The 13,552-nt window shown below is 36.0% G+C and carries 13 protein-coding genes; 7 read left to right on the forward strand and 6 right to left on the reverse strand.

Translation table 11 applies throughout. The annotated features are described in order from the left end of the window. Window positions 1-123 precede the first annotated feature (123 nt). The 5 genes from C7377_RS00890 (at window position 124) to gltX (ending at window position 5,842) form a co-directional block, all read left to right on the forward strand. Complete coding sequence (locus tag C7377_RS00890; RefSeq protein ID WP_394336357.1) at window positions 124-1,260, forward strand: BPL-N domain-containing protein; 1,137 nt, start codon at window positions 124-126, stop codon at window positions 1,258-1,260. 26 nt (window positions 1,261-1,286) lie between these two features. After that, complete coding sequence (gene tilS / locus C7377_RS00895) at window positions 1,287-2,588, forward strand: tRNA lysidine(34) synthetase TilS (RefSeq protein WP_116495460.1); 1,302 nt, start codon at window positions 1,287-1,289, stop codon at window positions 2,586-2,588. Window position 2,589: 1 nt separating this feature from the next. Further along, window positions 2,590-3,240, forward strand: a complete 651-nt coding sequence (nth, locus tag C7377_RS00900) for an endonuclease III (RefSeq protein WP_116495461.1) — start codon at window positions 2,590-2,592, stop codon at window positions 3,238-3,240. A gap of 82 nt (window positions 3,241-3,322) precedes the next feature. Then, the gene (locus C7377_RS00905; protein ID WP_116495462.1) at window positions 3,323-4,273 is read left to right on the forward strand and encodes an NAD-dependent epimerase/dehydratase family protein; all 951 of its coding nucleotides are present in this window, start codon (window positions 3,323-3,325) and stop codon (window positions 4,271-4,273) included. A 60-nt stretch (window positions 4,274-4,333) separates the two neighbouring features. Then, window positions 4,334-5,842, forward strand: a complete 1,509-nt coding sequence (gene gltX, locus C7377_RS00910; protein WP_116495463.1) for a glutamate--tRNA ligase — start codon at window positions 4,334-4,336, stop codon at window positions 5,840-5,842. Window positions 5,843-5,953: 111 nt separating this feature from the next. On the opposite strand, the gene C7377_RS00915 is transcribed toward gltX, so the two are convergent. The 6 genes from C7377_RS00915 to sufB are packed head-to-tail and all read right to left on the reverse strand — an operon-like array spanning window position 5,954 to window position 11,561. Then, window positions 5,954-6,265, reverse strand: a complete 312-nt coding sequence (locus tag C7377_RS00915) for an iron-sulfur cluster assembly protein (protein ID WP_116495464.1) — start codon at window positions 6,263-6,265, stop codon at window positions 5,954-5,956. Window positions 6,266-6,282: 17 nt separating this feature from the next. After that, on the reverse strand, window positions 6,283-6,699 hold the full coding sequence (locus C7377_RS00920; protein WP_116495465.1) for a SufE family protein: 417 nt from the start codon (window positions 6,697-6,699) through the stop codon (window positions 6,283-6,285). 21 nt (window positions 6,700-6,720) lie between these two features. Beyond that, window positions 6,721-7,938 (reverse strand): aminotransferase class V-fold PLP-dependent enzyme, encoded by a 1,218-nt coding sequence (locus tag C7377_RS00925; RefSeq protein WP_116495466.1) that lies wholly within the window; start codon window positions 7,936-7,938, stop codon window positions 6,721-6,723. After that, a complete protein-coding gene (sufD, locus tag C7377_RS00930) occupies window positions 7,939-9,300 on the reverse strand; it encodes a Fe-S cluster assembly protein SufD (RefSeq protein ID WP_116495467.1) in 1,362 nt (453 codons plus the stop codon). A gap of 12 nt (window positions 9,301-9,312) precedes the next feature. Beyond that, window positions 9,313-10,053: a Fe-S cluster assembly ATPase SufC gene (gene sufC, locus C7377_RS00935; RefSeq protein ID WP_116495468.1), complete on the reverse strand. Its 741-nt coding sequence runs from the start codon at window positions 10,051-10,053 to the stop codon at window positions 9,313-9,315. Between the two features lie 56 nt (window positions 10,054-10,109). Beyond that, complete coding sequence (gene sufB, locus C7377_RS00940; protein ID WP_116495469.1) at window positions 10,110-11,561, reverse strand: Fe-S cluster assembly protein SufB; 1,452 nt, start codon at window positions 11,559-11,561, stop codon at window positions 10,110-10,112. 197 nt (window positions 11,562-11,758) lie between these two features. Here sufB and C7377_RS00945 point away from each other — a divergent pair, with 197 nt between their 5' ends. Together C7377_RS00945 and C7377_RS00950 are read left to right on the forward strand one after the other, a co-directional pair. Beyond that, window positions 11,759-12,226 (forward strand): GNAT family N-acetyltransferase, encoded by a 468-nt coding sequence (locus C7377_RS00945; RefSeq protein WP_116495470.1) that lies wholly within the window; start codon window positions 11,759-11,761, stop codon window positions 12,224-12,226. A 22-nt stretch (window positions 12,227-12,248) separates the two neighbouring features. Continuing rightward, window positions 12,249-13,463, forward strand: coding sequence for a hypothetical protein (locus C7377_RS00950; protein WP_133241444.1), 1,215 nt, complete (start codon window positions 12,249-12,251; stop codon window positions 13,461-13,463). Window positions 13,464-13,552: the final 89 nt, after the last annotated feature.

Below are 13,552 nucleotides of genomic sequence, written 5' to 3' on the forward strand. Positions count from 1 at the left end.
AAAGATACAAACTATTGAATGAAATGCTTTGTAGCAAAGTGATAACAAATTTGAAGAAATTTAATAGATTTGCAAATACTGAAAAACAATAAAAAAATAACAATATCCTAAAACGTCCGTTTAATTATGAAAAGAATATTTGTATTTCTACTATTTTTAAGTCTTTGGGCATGTACTGATAAGAAAAATGAAGAAGCTAAATCTAATGATCTCTCATTAGGAAAAATCCAAGTGGGTGTGTTCGATGGGCATGGTGGTGCTGAAGTCTGTAAATGGGAAGCTAAAGAAGCCATCAAACTAGATAAAGACATGGAAGTAAGAATGATTACTTCTGCGGATATTGCTGGTGGTGTCTTAGACGAATTAGATGCTATTATTATTCCAGGCGGTGGTGGCAGTCGTCAATACCTCAACTTAGGACATGAAAACCAAGAGCGTATCAAAGAGTTTATTAAAAGTGGACACGGAGCCCTTGGAATTTGCGCGGGTGCTTATCTTTTCTCTGATACTCCAGAATATTCATGTATGGGAATAAATGGAGCTTGTGCTATTGATATTGAACATGATAATAGAGGACATGGACTTGCAAAATTCTCTTTAACTGATGAAGGTAAAAAATTATTCCCTGAACTTGCCGATCGTGACTTATCATACGTTGTTTATTATGAAGGTCCGGTAATTGACACAACTAGCAATCCTGCATTCACAACTTTCGCAATGATGGAAAGCGATGTTCATACGGAGGGTAATGCTCCTGCAAACATGACAAATAATAGACCTTTCTTTATCGCAAGTGATTATGGTGAAGGTCGTGTTTTTAGCAGTATCGCACATCCAGAAGCAACTCCCGGAATGCGTTGGATTATACCACGCATCATTCGATGGACTTTAAAGAAAGACTACGTTGATTATTCAGAAAATGCTGTTCGCCCTGATATGTTCAACCAAGAAATACTCTTTACAAAAGATATGCTAAAGAAAGAATCTAACTACTATGATACTTTCCTTTATGGAACTTCTGAAGAAAAAGTTGCTGCATTGGATTGGTTGCATGATCATGTTTCTTGGTCAGCAAAACGTTGGGTACAAGGATTGGTCTACGACAAAGATCCAGCAGTACGTGCTCGTGCTGCATATTACATTTCTGAATCTGAATTTACACATTATTTGCCAGATTTAGAAAATGCGTATGCAAATGAAAAGAATGAAGAAGTGAAGGTAAAAATGAAAGAGGCTCTGGACTTTATGAAGGGCTTATAGTTGTAGAAAAGCAGTATCTTTGCTATATGATGTTCTATAAATTTCGAAAAATAGCAGAGAAATATCGTTTATGGGAGGATACTGATACTCTCTTAATAGCAGTAAGTGGCGGTTTAGATTCTATGGTTTTATTAGAACTTTGCCGCCAACTTTATAATTCTATTGCTGTTGTGCACTGCAATTTCTCTCTTAGAAATGAGGCCTCTGATGATGACGAACAATTAGTTAGAGAAATATGTAAGAATCATAATCTTACTTTGCATACGAAGAAATTTGATACGATTAGCTATGCAAAAGAAAATGCCATTTCTATCGAAATGGCGGCAAGAGATCTGCGCTATGCCTATTTTGATGAGCTCTGCTATAAGAATGATTATGATAAAATACTAACGGCACATCATGCAAATGACAATGCAGAAACCTTACTTTTAAATTTAACCAAAGGAACAGGTATAAAAGGTCTCACAGGTATTCCTAGAAAACGAGACAACATTGTTCGTCCTCTATTAGAATTTACCAGACAGGAATTGAGCGATTATGCGACAAGAAACAAATTAGTATATCATGTGGATGCAACCAATAAAGAAACCATTTATCAACGTAACAAGATAAGACATGATGTAATCCCGCTATTGGAAGAAATTAATCCTAGAGCTGTAAAGACATTGAATGCTGACACTGAGAGATTGCAAGAAGTACGGGATATCTACGAGGAATACATTCAAGAAAAATTAGAAACACTCATTGCTAACAATGAACTCCTTATTGATGATTTAATTTCAGAAAAACATTCCCATTCGCTACTTTTTGAATGGCTCACTCCTTTTGGATTTTCGTCAACAGTTATTGAAAATATTCTATCAAATATAGAGGATACTGAGGAAAAACACTTTAAAACAGCAGAACATAGATTAATAAAAAGCAGAGGTAAGCTCTATCTTACATCATTGAAAAGAAATTCAAAAAAAGACAGTTTTTCTGTAACAAAAAAAGGCATCGAGTCTCCAATTCATTTAAAAATAGAACCATTTGACGGAAAAATACAAGCAGATCTTTGCAAAGCTTATTTTGACTTAGACAAATTACAATTTCCTCTACAACTTCGCCGTTGGAGAGAGGGAGACCGCTTCTTTCCTTTTGGAATGCAGGGTTCTAAAAAAGTAAGCGAGCTATTCAAAGACAAAAAATTGACAACACTAGCAAAAGAAAATACCTGGATTCTGTGTTCTGGTGAAACTATAATTTGGGTAGTAGGACTTCGTTCCGATGACAGATTCAAGATAATGCCTCAAACAAAACAAGCAATAAAAATAACTTGGATAAAATAAAATGCGTAAGAAAGAAAGATACGAAAAAGTTATAGCGTGGTTTCAAGAGCATGCCCCAAGTGCTGAAACGGAATTACATTACTCAAATCCGTATGAGCTCTTAGTTGCTGTGATTCTATCAGCACAGTGCACTGATAAACGAGTCAATATGATAACTCCAGCATTGATAGGGGCATTCCCAACTCCTGAAGTGCTAGCTGAAGCAAGTCCTGATGAGGTTTTTCCCTACATTAAGTCCTGTACCTATCCTAATAACAAATCGAAACATCTGGTAGGAATGGCGAAAGTATTGCACGAAGAGTTTAATGACATTGTACCTTCTGAAATTAAAGATTTAATTAAAATGCCTGGTGTTGGGAGAAAAACAGCTAACGTTATCGCTTCTGTAGTTTATGAAAAACCTGCTATGGCAGTTGACACTCACGTATTTAGAGTAGCAGAACGTATTGGTCTTACCACAAATTCTAAAACTCCACTTGCTACAGAAAAAGAACTCGTTAAGTATATTCCTGAAGAACTTATTGCTAAAGCTCATCATTGGCTAATACTTCACGGAAGATACATTTGTTTGGCACGAAAACCTAAATGTGAAAAGTGCAGACTCACAGATTATTGCCGTTATTTTCAAAAAGAAATAAAAAACCTTATATAACATCAATTAGATGTGTTCTATTACATAATAAAAACCTTACATTTGCAAAAATTTAAGTTTAAAAACCCTAAATTATTATATAATGAAAAAAGTATTAGTCACAGGAGCTCTTGGTCAAATTGGCTCCGAATTGGTAAGAGAATTAGCGAAACGCTATGGGAAAGAAAACATTATTTCCTCTGACATTCGTGATGATTTGTATGAAAAAGTAAGACCTTATTCTACATTTGCGATTGCCGATGCTACTAATGCTTTAGAAGTAGAACGACTCATTGCAAAATACAGACCTGACACTGTCTATCACCTTGCGGCAATTCTTTCTGCCTCTGCTGAAGAACGTCCATTGATGGCATGGGAGATTAATATGAATAGTTTAGTGAACGTATTAGAAAGCTCTCGTGTACATGGTTGCTCTGTTTTTGTACCCAGCTCTATCGGAGCATTCGGCCCCACTACTCCAAAAGAGAATACACCACAAGTAACTATTCAAAGACCTACCAGTATCTATGGCGTAACTAAAGTGGCTGGTGAGTTGCTTTGCGATTATTATCATTATCGTTTTGGAATTGACACCAGAGGCGTACGCTTTCCAGGTTTAATCTCTAACGACACACTCCCAGGTGGCGGAACTACTGATTACGCAGTTGATATATATTACAGTGCAATAAAGGAAGGAAAATACTCTTCTTTTCTAAGTGCAGACACTCGTTTGGATATGATGTATATGCCAGACGCTATCAATGCAATGATTAAAATAATGGAAGCAGATCCTTCAAAAATGAAAAATCGAAATGCTTATAACATCACAGCGATGAGCATTACTCCTGAAGATATTGCTGCTTCAATCAAAAAATTCATGCCTGAATTTGAACTCACTTATCATGAAGACCACATGAGACAAGCTATTGCAGACTCATGGCCAGACAGCATTGATGCATCTGCAGCAAAGGAGGAATGGGGATTTTCTCCGGAGTATGATTTGGATGCCATGACTAAGGATATGCTTGACACAATTTCTAAGAAACAAAAATAAAGTCCACCCTTTTAATTATTAAGGGATGATTATCTTTGTTTTTTAAATAATATCAAAACTATGACACAAAAAGTAAGAGTTCGATTTGCTCCAAGTCCTACGGGAGCTTTGCATATAGGAGGAGTACGGACAGCCCTTTATAATTATTTATTTGCAAAAAAACATGGAGGAGATTTTATCCTTCGAATAGAAGATACAGACCAAACAAGATATGTAGAAGGTGCTGAAGAATATATACAGGAAGCCTTGAAATGGTCTGGCTTGAAAGTTGACGAAGGCGTTGGCGTTGGAGGACCTCATGCCCCCTACAGACAGTCAGAACGTAAAGAATTATATCGACAATATTCAGATCAGCTTTTAGAATCAGGCAATGCCTATTTAGCTTTTGATACACCAGAAGAATTAGCAAAAAAGCGCCAAGAGGCTGAGCAAAATAAAGAGCCATTTATTTACAATTCAGTTTCAAGGAATCAGATGAGGAATTCTATTTCTCTTTCTTGTGAAGAAACACAGAAATTACTTGATGAAGGTGCTCCTTATGTTGTGAGGTTTAAAATTCCTGAGGATGAAACCTTACATCTAAAAGATATCGTTCGCGGAGATATGTCCGTAAATACTTCTACTTTAGATGATAAAGTTTTGTTTAAATCAGATGGGTTGCCGACCTATCATTTAGCGAATATTGTTGATGATCACTTGATGGAGATTTCTCACGTTATTCGTGGAGAGGAATGGCTGCCTTCTTTACCTCTGCATGTACTACTCTATAGAGCATTAGGCTGGGAGAACTCGATGCCAGAATTTGCTCATCTTTCGCTTATTTTAAAACCAGTAGGAAAAGGAAAACTCAGTAAGCGAGACGGTGAAAAAATGGGATTCCCAGTATTCCCTCTAGCTTGGGAAGAATCTGCTGGGTATCGTGAAGATGGTTATTTCCCTGAGGCATTTGTGAATATGCTTGCGTTATTAGGATGGAATCCCGGAACAGAACAAGAGCTTTTTACGATGGAGGAATTAATAGAAGCTTTTGATCTAAGCAGAGTAAGTAAATCGGGTGCTAAGTTTGATCCCGAAAAAGTGAAGTGGTTTAATCATCAATACCTAATCAAAAAAACTGATGAAGAAATCGCCTCTTTATTTATGCCCATTCTTGAGGAAAAGGGTATTAGTATTTCCAAAGATAAACTGACTGCAATTTGTGGAGAGGTCAAAGAAAGAGTTTCTTTTGTTAGTGAACTGTGGGAACAAACGGATTTTTATTTTCAAGCCCCAGAGGAATTTGATGAAAAAGCTGTAAAGAAGCAATGGAAAGAAAATACCGCTAACATTCTTCAATCTTTACTCGACGAAGTAATTGTGGACAGCGATGATTTCAGTAGTGCTAATCTAGAAGCAAAAGTCAAGGAGTGGATTACCAACGAAGAGCTGGGTATGGGCAAAGTGATGGCTCCTTTCCGTATTGCAATGGTCGGTGGTTTACGAGGTCCGCATTTGTTCGATATTACGGAACAGTTAGGGAAAGATGAAACAATAGCAAGATTAAAATATGCTATTGAAAAATTAGCCTAGCTTTAAAAAAGCGAAAAAATACAGCAAAAAGAAAATCCCTTCGACATTAGTTATGGAAGGGATTTTTTCTACAATACCTTTTCGTTAATACTAACAGATAGACTAGCTGATTTACATAAAGCCGAGCTCTAACTTAGCTTCTTCACTCATCATTTCTTTATCCCATGGTGGATCGAATGTAAGTACTACGGTAACATCTGATATACCTTCTAAATTTTTTATTTTATCATTTACCTCTTCAACAATCTCATCAGCCATAGGACAGTTAGGAGCAGTCAGTGTCATTAAAATTCTTACTTCGTCCTCCTCGTAAAAGTCGATTTCATAAATTAATCCTAAGTCGTAAATATTTACAGGAATCTCAGGATCAAAAACGGTACGTAAAACCGCTATAATTGTTGCTTCTAAATTCTTTTTAGTCATAATCCTTTTTGTATTAATTAAGCTTTACTGTAAGCTAAAGCATAAATTTTTATTTGTTTCACCATCGCTGCCAATCCGTTTGACCGGGTAGGTGATAAATGTTCATCTAAACCTATTTCCGAGATGAAATCAGTTTTAGCCTCTAAAATATCTTTAGGTGGTTGTTCAGAGAAAACTCTTAATAATAAAGCGACAATCCCTTTTACGATAACAGCATCACTGAAAGCATAGTATTTCATTAAACCATCATTGTATTCAGCATGGAGCCATACTCGCGACTGGCACCCTTTAATAATATTCTCATCCTTTTGAAAAGATTCTGGCATCGGTTCTAAATCTCCACCTAATTCAATCAAATAAGCGTATTTATCCATCCAATCATCAAAGGCTGCAAACTCCTCAACTATTTCCTCTTGTATCTCTTGTATTTTCATCAACTCAAATTTTTTACAAACTTAGGAAAACATCTCTCGAATGCGTAACAAAGCCACATAAAATTGATCGATTTCCTCAAAAGTATTATACGGTGCAAATGAAATCCGCATCATACTCTGCACTCCATAATGATCCATAATCGGATCAGCACACATGCGCCCAGTACGAATCGCAAAACCCAGCTTGTCTATCAAAGTTGCCGTATCGAATGGATGCATTCCTTCAATCGTGAAAGACAGCAGTGAAGCTTTATTAGCACTTGTCCCATAAAACATAATTCCTTCTATATTTTTTAGTTTCTCTTCCGCATACCTCAGCAATTTGTTTTCATGAGAAATACATGCCGATAAATCTATAGAATTTATAAAGTCTATCGCTTTACTGAAAGAAGCTACGCTGGTGAAATCTGGTGTTCCGGCTTCGAATTTAGTCGGCAAGTTGCCATAAGTTGTTTCTTTAAAAGTCACCTCACTTATCATCTCTCCACCACCTTGGTAAGGTTGCATTTGCTCCAGTAGGTCTTCTTTCCCATATAAAACTCCAACTCCAGTAGGACCGTACATTTTATGTGCAGAAAATGCGAAAAAGTCACAGTTTATCTCTTGAATATTAATTTTCTTGTGCACAATAGCTTGTGCACCGTCAATTAATACATGAGCACCCTTTCTATGTGCTTTTTCAATGATCTTCTCAATTGGGTTTATGGTTCCGAGTACATTGGAAATCGCAGTTACTGCTACTAATTTTGTGCGTTCTGTCAATAAAGAATCGTATTCATCTAACAATAGATTTCCCTCATCATCAAATGGAATTACTTTTAAGATAGCTCCTTTTCGTTCACACATCATTTGCCAAGGGACAATATTTGAATGATGCTCCATCTCAGAGACAATAATTTCATCTCCTTCATTTATAAACGTTTCTCCGTAGGAAAAAGCGACTAAATTGATAGCCTCAGTAGTTCCTCTGGTAAAAATAATTTCATGTCTATGCTTAGCATGTATAAACTCTTGAACTTTATCTCTGGTATTTTCAAAAGATTTTGTTGCCATCTGTCCTAAATAGTGAGGACTTCGATGAACATTCCCATTAGAACTTATAATTAAATCTGAATAAGCATCTATTACACTTTGGAGACGATGGGTGGTCGCTGCATTGTCAAAATAAACCAAAGGTTTTCCATGAACTTTCTGAGAAAGTCCTGGAAAATAGTTTCGGATATTTAGCACATCTTGCATCTATTGGTCTACACATTTATTATTACAAGCCTCGCAATACGTAATTTTACCTAACATCTTGTTGGTAATCAATTTTTCTATACGTTCCTTCAATTCTGGAATCTGGATCTTTTCAGTCACCTCATTCATAAAAGCAGTCATCATAAGACGATAAGCTTCATTATACGGAATACCACGAGTTTGTAAGTAGTAGATAGCTTCCTCATCGAGCTGACCTACAGTGGCGCCATGGCTACAGCTAACATCATCAGCTTCTATGATTAACTGCGGTTTTGTATTTGCTTTGGCGTTATTACTCAATACTAAGTTATTATTCGTCTGATACGCTTCCGTTTTCTGTGCATCTTTATAAACATGGATACGTCCGCAGAAAGCTGTAGTAGCTTTACCATTTAGAATTCCCTTAAAATGTTCCCAACTATTACAATGAGGAGCAATATGATTTATAGCAGTAAAATTATCCACATGCTCTTTGGCTCCAGCCAAGTACAGTCCATAGGTATGGTTGTCACAATTCTCATCTTCTAAATCAACCGCCACATTATTTCTAATCTTTTCGGCATGAAGTGATAGAATAGTTGTGATAACCTCTGAGTCTCTCTTCTGTCCTACAAATAGATTTAGTAAAATTGTTGACTTGTCAAATTGATTCTGAAGATTATAATATTCTGCTTTTGCATTTTTCTCAGCAAACAATTCAACAACAGTATTCGTTAAAAATTTTCTGCAATCTAACGCATGGGTACAATCTAAAAACTGCACCTTAGCTTGACTTTCAACAATAAATAAATGTCTCGCATTTATCAACAAATCACTTGTAGCATGAAGGAAGTTCAACAGCTGTATCGGTTTATCTAATTCCGTCTTTTCTGGCACAAAAATAAACAAGCCATCTTCTGCAAAAGCTGTATTTAACGCGACGATACTATGGTCACTCTCTCCAGCTTTCTTATTATAGTATTTAGTAAAAAGATCTTCATGTTTTAGAGAGGCTTCTTGTAGTGTACAAACAATTATGCCTTTTTTTTCTAACTCAGTTAAATCTTCGTTTGGAATAAAATAGCCATTACGAAGATAAAGAGTATAAGCATCTTTTACAGGTATATCACACTCATTTTTAAAGGGTAATTTTGATGATAGATTCTTTAGATCAATTCCATAATCATAGCCAAAGATGCTATCAATGTTTGTATATTTATAGTCTTCAACTTTTGTGGTCGGAAAACCACCTAAGCTTTTGAACTTTTCTATCGCCTCTTCCCTATATTGATTCAGTTTATTAGAGCTATTTTCATCTATTAGAGATTTTACTTCTCTGAACAAATCGTAATATTCTTGGCTATTTGCTGCTAATTGTGTCATATATCTATTTTTTTAGCGTGTAAGCCAATCGTATCCTTTCTCTTCTAGCTCAAGGGCTAGCTCTTTGGGCCCTGACTTCACAATCTTTCCGTCAGCTAAAACGTGAACAAAATCAGGCACAATATGCTCCAACAAACGTTGGTAGTGTGTTATGATGATGGTAGCATTATCCTTTCTTCTCAATTTATTAACACCGCCAGCAACGATACGCAATGCATCGATATCCAAACCAGAATCGGTTTCATCTAGAATTGCCAATTTGGGATCTAACATCGCCATTTGAAAGATTTCATTTTTCTTTTTCTCTCCTCCTGAAAATCCTTCATTTACCGAACGGTTTGTCAACTTAGAATCAATCTCTACCAAAGCTTTCTTTTCTTTCAAAAGCTTCAAAAACTCTGATGCACTTAGAGGTTCTAAGCCTCTGTATTTTCTATGCTCTGCATGAGCAATTTTTAGAAAGTTAATCATGCTTACACCTGGAATCTCCACCGGATATTGGAATCCTAAAAACAAACCTTCTTTTGCTCTATCTTCAACCGATAAGTCTAATAAATCTTTGCCTTCAAAAAGAACTTCACCTTTGGTCACTTCATAAGCTTCGTTACCGGAAAGCACATTGGCTAATGTACTTTTACCAGCACCATTAGGTCCCATAATGGCATGAACTTCTCCTGCCTTTACTTCCAGACTAAGTCCTTTGAGAATCTCCTTTCCATCTATCTCTGCATGTAAATCTGTTATCTTTATCATCTTTGTATATATTTCTTTGCTGTACGCTTTTTATCTTTATTTCTAATCTAATAATATTATCCTACACTACCTTCTAAGCTGATAGCCAACAACTTTTGTGCTTCAACGGCAAACTCCATCGGCATCTTATTAATAACCTCTTTTACGTAGCCATTCACAATCAATCCTACTGCCTTTTCGGTATCCATACCTCTTTGGTTACAATAAAAAATCTGATCTTCTCCAATTTTAGAAGTAGTTGCCTCGTGTTCCACTTTTGCCGAATTATTTGATATCTCCAAATATGGAAAAGTATGTGCTCCACACTTATCGCCCATCAATAAGGAGTCACATTGTGAGAAATTTCGTGCATTTTCTGCATTTTTTGCCACTTTAACCAATCCACGATAGCTGTTTTGGCTCTTTCCGGCTGAAATTCCTTTCGAAACAATTAAGCTACGGGTATTTTTCCCTAAGTGAATCATTTTTGTACCCGTGTCAGCTTGCTGGTGGTGATTCGTTAATGCAACGGAATAAAATTCTGACGAAGAATAATCTCCTTTTAATATCGTACTTGGGTATTTCCACGTAACAGCAGAACCAGTTTCTATCTGTGCCCATGTAAGTTTTGAATGATCACCTTTGCAAATTCCGCGTTTGGTTACGAAGTTATAGATTCCGCCCTTCCCTTGCTTATCGCCTGGGAACCAGTTCTGTACCGTTGAGTATTTTACTTCGGCATCTTTTTTCACCACAATTTCTACAACAGCAGCGTGTAATTGATTTTCATCACGTTGTGGAGCTGTACATCCTTCTAAATAGCTTACATATCCACCTTCATCTGCAACAATAAGAGTACGCTCAAACTGTCCTGTATTGGCTGCATTTATCCGGAAATAAGTTGATAACTCCATAGGGCAACGCACTCCTTTGGGAATGTAACAGAAAGAACCGTCACTGAAAACAGCAGCATTTAAGGCAGCAAAATAATTGTCAGTATAAGGTACCACCGAACCGAGATATTTTTTTACTAAATCGGGATGATCTTGTACTGCTTCACTAAATGAGCAGAAAATTATTCCTTTCTTAGCCAACTCTTCTTTGAATGTTGTTTTCACAGAGACACTGTCTATTACAGCATCAACTGCTACACCTGACAAGACTTTTTGTTCCTCTAATGGTATTCCCAATTTATTAAAAGTCTCCAAAAGTTCTGGGTCTACCTCATCTAAGGAATTCAATTGTGGCTTTTTCTTGGGAGCTGCGTAATAACTTATCTCCTGAAAATCTATTGGAGGAATGTCTAAATAAGCCCAATCTGGCATTTCCATTTTCTGCCAATGTCGAAATGCTTTCAATCGATATTCTAACATGAACGCTGGCTCATTTTTCTTTTCGGATATTAATCTAATTACATCCTCATTTAAGCCTTTTTCAATGGTATCACTATCGATATCACTGACAAACCCATACTCATATTCCTTACTCGTAACTTCCTCGAGTATTCTATCTTGTTCTTCTTTTGCCATATACTGTTTAACTAAGCTCGAAAGTCAGTTTATATTTCTATTTCGATGCAAATTTAACAATTACAAACGCAATAACCGAAATATTAGACTAAAAAGTCTTTTTTTATTTATAGATTTTTCTAGATAGCTCATTGTACTTCTCTATAATAATGAAATAGAAATGTTTACATTTGTGGTGTTATATATGGTTTCCAACTATGATTTACAAGAAAACGGATAAACTTTCTCCAGTAATTCGTAAAGAAATACGTGCTATTTGGAATGAAGAATATCCTAAGGTCATTATTGAAAAATCACAAGACAAATTTGATGAATATATCAAAAGCTTGAAGGATGCTAAACATGTTATCGTTATTGATGAATCAGGGCATATTCAAGGCTGGTATGCCGATTTTATAAGAGATGATGATAGATGGTTCTTAATTTTACTTAGTTCAAAAATTCAAGGCAAGGGCATTGGCAAAGAACTAATAACGAACGCAAGACAAAATAATGATAGACTCAATGGTTGGGCAATATTTTCTAATCATTATAAAAAATCGGACGAAACTTTATACAAAAGCCCAATAGCTTTTTATAAAAAATTAGGTTTTACAATTAGGAAAGACATTATTTTTCGTACAGAAATTATGGAAACCGTAAAAATAGAATGGAGAAAACAATAAACATATAATACAACATCGCTTTATGAAAAAATTAATTATTGCACTTTTGATTCTAATGACAAGTATTAGTGTTGGTCTAGCTTGTACTACTGCTGTTATTTCTGGCAAGAACACTAAAGATGGTCGTCCTATAATATGGAAATTGCGAGATACAGAAAGTTACAAAAATGATGTGCGCTATTTTTCAGACGGTAAATACGCTTATGTGGGTTTAATGGATTCACGAGATACCAATGGAGAGAATGTATGGGGAGGAACAAACAATGTTGGATTTTCTATCATGAATAGTGCTTCCTTTAATGTTAATGAAGCTGATACCACAGATTATAAAGATCAAGAGGGGCGTTTTATGAAAAAAGCATTACAGCAATGTGAAACTTTAGAAGATTTAGAGAACCTGTTAGTCACCTTACCAAGACCTATGGGACTTGCAGCCCATTTTGGAGTTATTGATGCAAAAGGTGGAGCTGCCTTCTATGAAGTAAATAATCAGACCTATACCAAATTTGATGCGAATGATCTTGAAACTGCTCCTAATGGTTACGTAATTCGTACAAATTATTCAAAAACAGGAACAAAAGATGTGGGGTATGGATATATTCGTTGCCAAACTGCAGAGATGCTATTTAAAGAAGCGGCAGCTAAAGACAATTTGAATTCTCAAACAATTATCCAAGACTTTTCTCGTTGTATGATTCATCCCGTACTGAAAAGAGACTACCGCAAAGAATACTCTCAAAAACCAATGACCGATGATTTTGTTAATTCTGATGATTTAATTACTCGCCATGGTTCTGCCTCTGCAGTTATCATCCGTGGCGTACGCACCGATGAATCTCCAAACCTCTCAACAATGTGGACAATGGTAGGCTTCCCCAATACAAGCCTTACGCTTCCTGTATTTCCATTAGTAAATACTGTTCCTTCTGTATTAGCAAAAGACGAGACTGGAACCGCTCCCCTGAATAGATTTTCACTTGCATTAAAAGACGAGTGTTATCCAATAAAACCATCTTCTGGCTACAAATATTTAAAAATATCCAAACTGTATAACGCAGAAGGTACCGGATATGCTGAAATTCTGGAAAAAGCAGAAAAAGAAGTCTTTGAAAAAACAGAGTCAACACTTTCAAAATGGAGACAAAATCCCCCTTCTAACAAAGAAGTCAAAGATTTCTATGATTGGTTAGATAGTTATACGCTATCGCTTTACAAAAACGAATTCAACTTGGAATAACCTACAGAATAAATAAAAGACCTAATAATCTTATATTTAGCACGTTGTCAAGATAACTTCTAAATAAGAAACAAATGTATGTTTTTTAA

Source organism: Balneicella halophila (assembly GCF_003096835.1).
Lineage (GTDB): Bacteria > Bacteroidota > Bacteroidia > Bacteroidales > Balneicellaceae > Balneicella > Balneicella halophila.

Bases quoted from the DNA above. Each gene is read 5' to 3' on its own strand.
- C7377_RS00915 (WP_116495464.1), bottom strand. From the start codon at position 6,265: ATGACTAAAAAGAATTTAGAAGCAACAATTATAGCGGTTTTACGTACC.
- C7377_RS00950 (WP_133241444.1), top strand. From the start codon at position 12,249: ATGAAAAAATTAATTATTGCACTTTTGATTCTAATGACAAGTATTAGT.
- C7377_RS00945 (WP_116495470.1), top strand. From the start codon at position 11,759: ATGATTTACAAGAAAACGGATAAACTTTCTCCAGTAATTCGTAAAGAA.
- C7377_RS00905 (WP_116495462.1), top strand. From the start codon at position 3,323: ATGAAAAAAGTATTAGTCACAGGAGCTCTTGGTCAAATTGGCTCCGAA.
- nth (WP_116495461.1), top strand. From the start codon at position 2,590: ATGCGTAAGAAAGAAAGATACGAAAAAGTTATAGCGTGGTTTCAAGAG.
- sufC (WP_116495468.1), bottom strand. From the start codon at position 10,053: ATGATAAAGATAACAGATTTACATGCAGAGATAGATGGAAAGGAGATT.
- sufD (WP_116495467.1), bottom strand. From the start codon at position 9,300: ATGACACAATTAGCAGCAAATAGCCAAGAATATTACGATTTGTTCAGA.
- sufB (WP_116495469.1), bottom strand. From the start codon at position 11,561: ATGGCAAAAGAAGAACAAGATAGAATACTCGAGGAAGTTACGAGTAAG.
- C7377_RS00920 (WP_116495465.1), bottom strand. From the start codon at position 6,699: ATGAAAATACAAGAGATACAAGAGGAAATAGTTGAGGAGTTTGCAGCC.
- C7377_RS00925 (WP_116495466.1), bottom strand. From the start codon at position 7,938: ATGCAAGATGTGCTAAATATCCGAAACTATTTTCCAGGACTTTCTCAG.
- gltX (WP_116495463.1), top strand. From the start codon at position 4,334: ATGACACAAAAAGTAAGAGTTCGATTTGCTCCAAGTCCTACGGGAGCT.
- tilS (WP_116495460.1), top strand. From the start codon at position 1,287: ATGATGTTCTATAAATTTCGAAAAATAGCAGAGAAATATCGTTTATGG.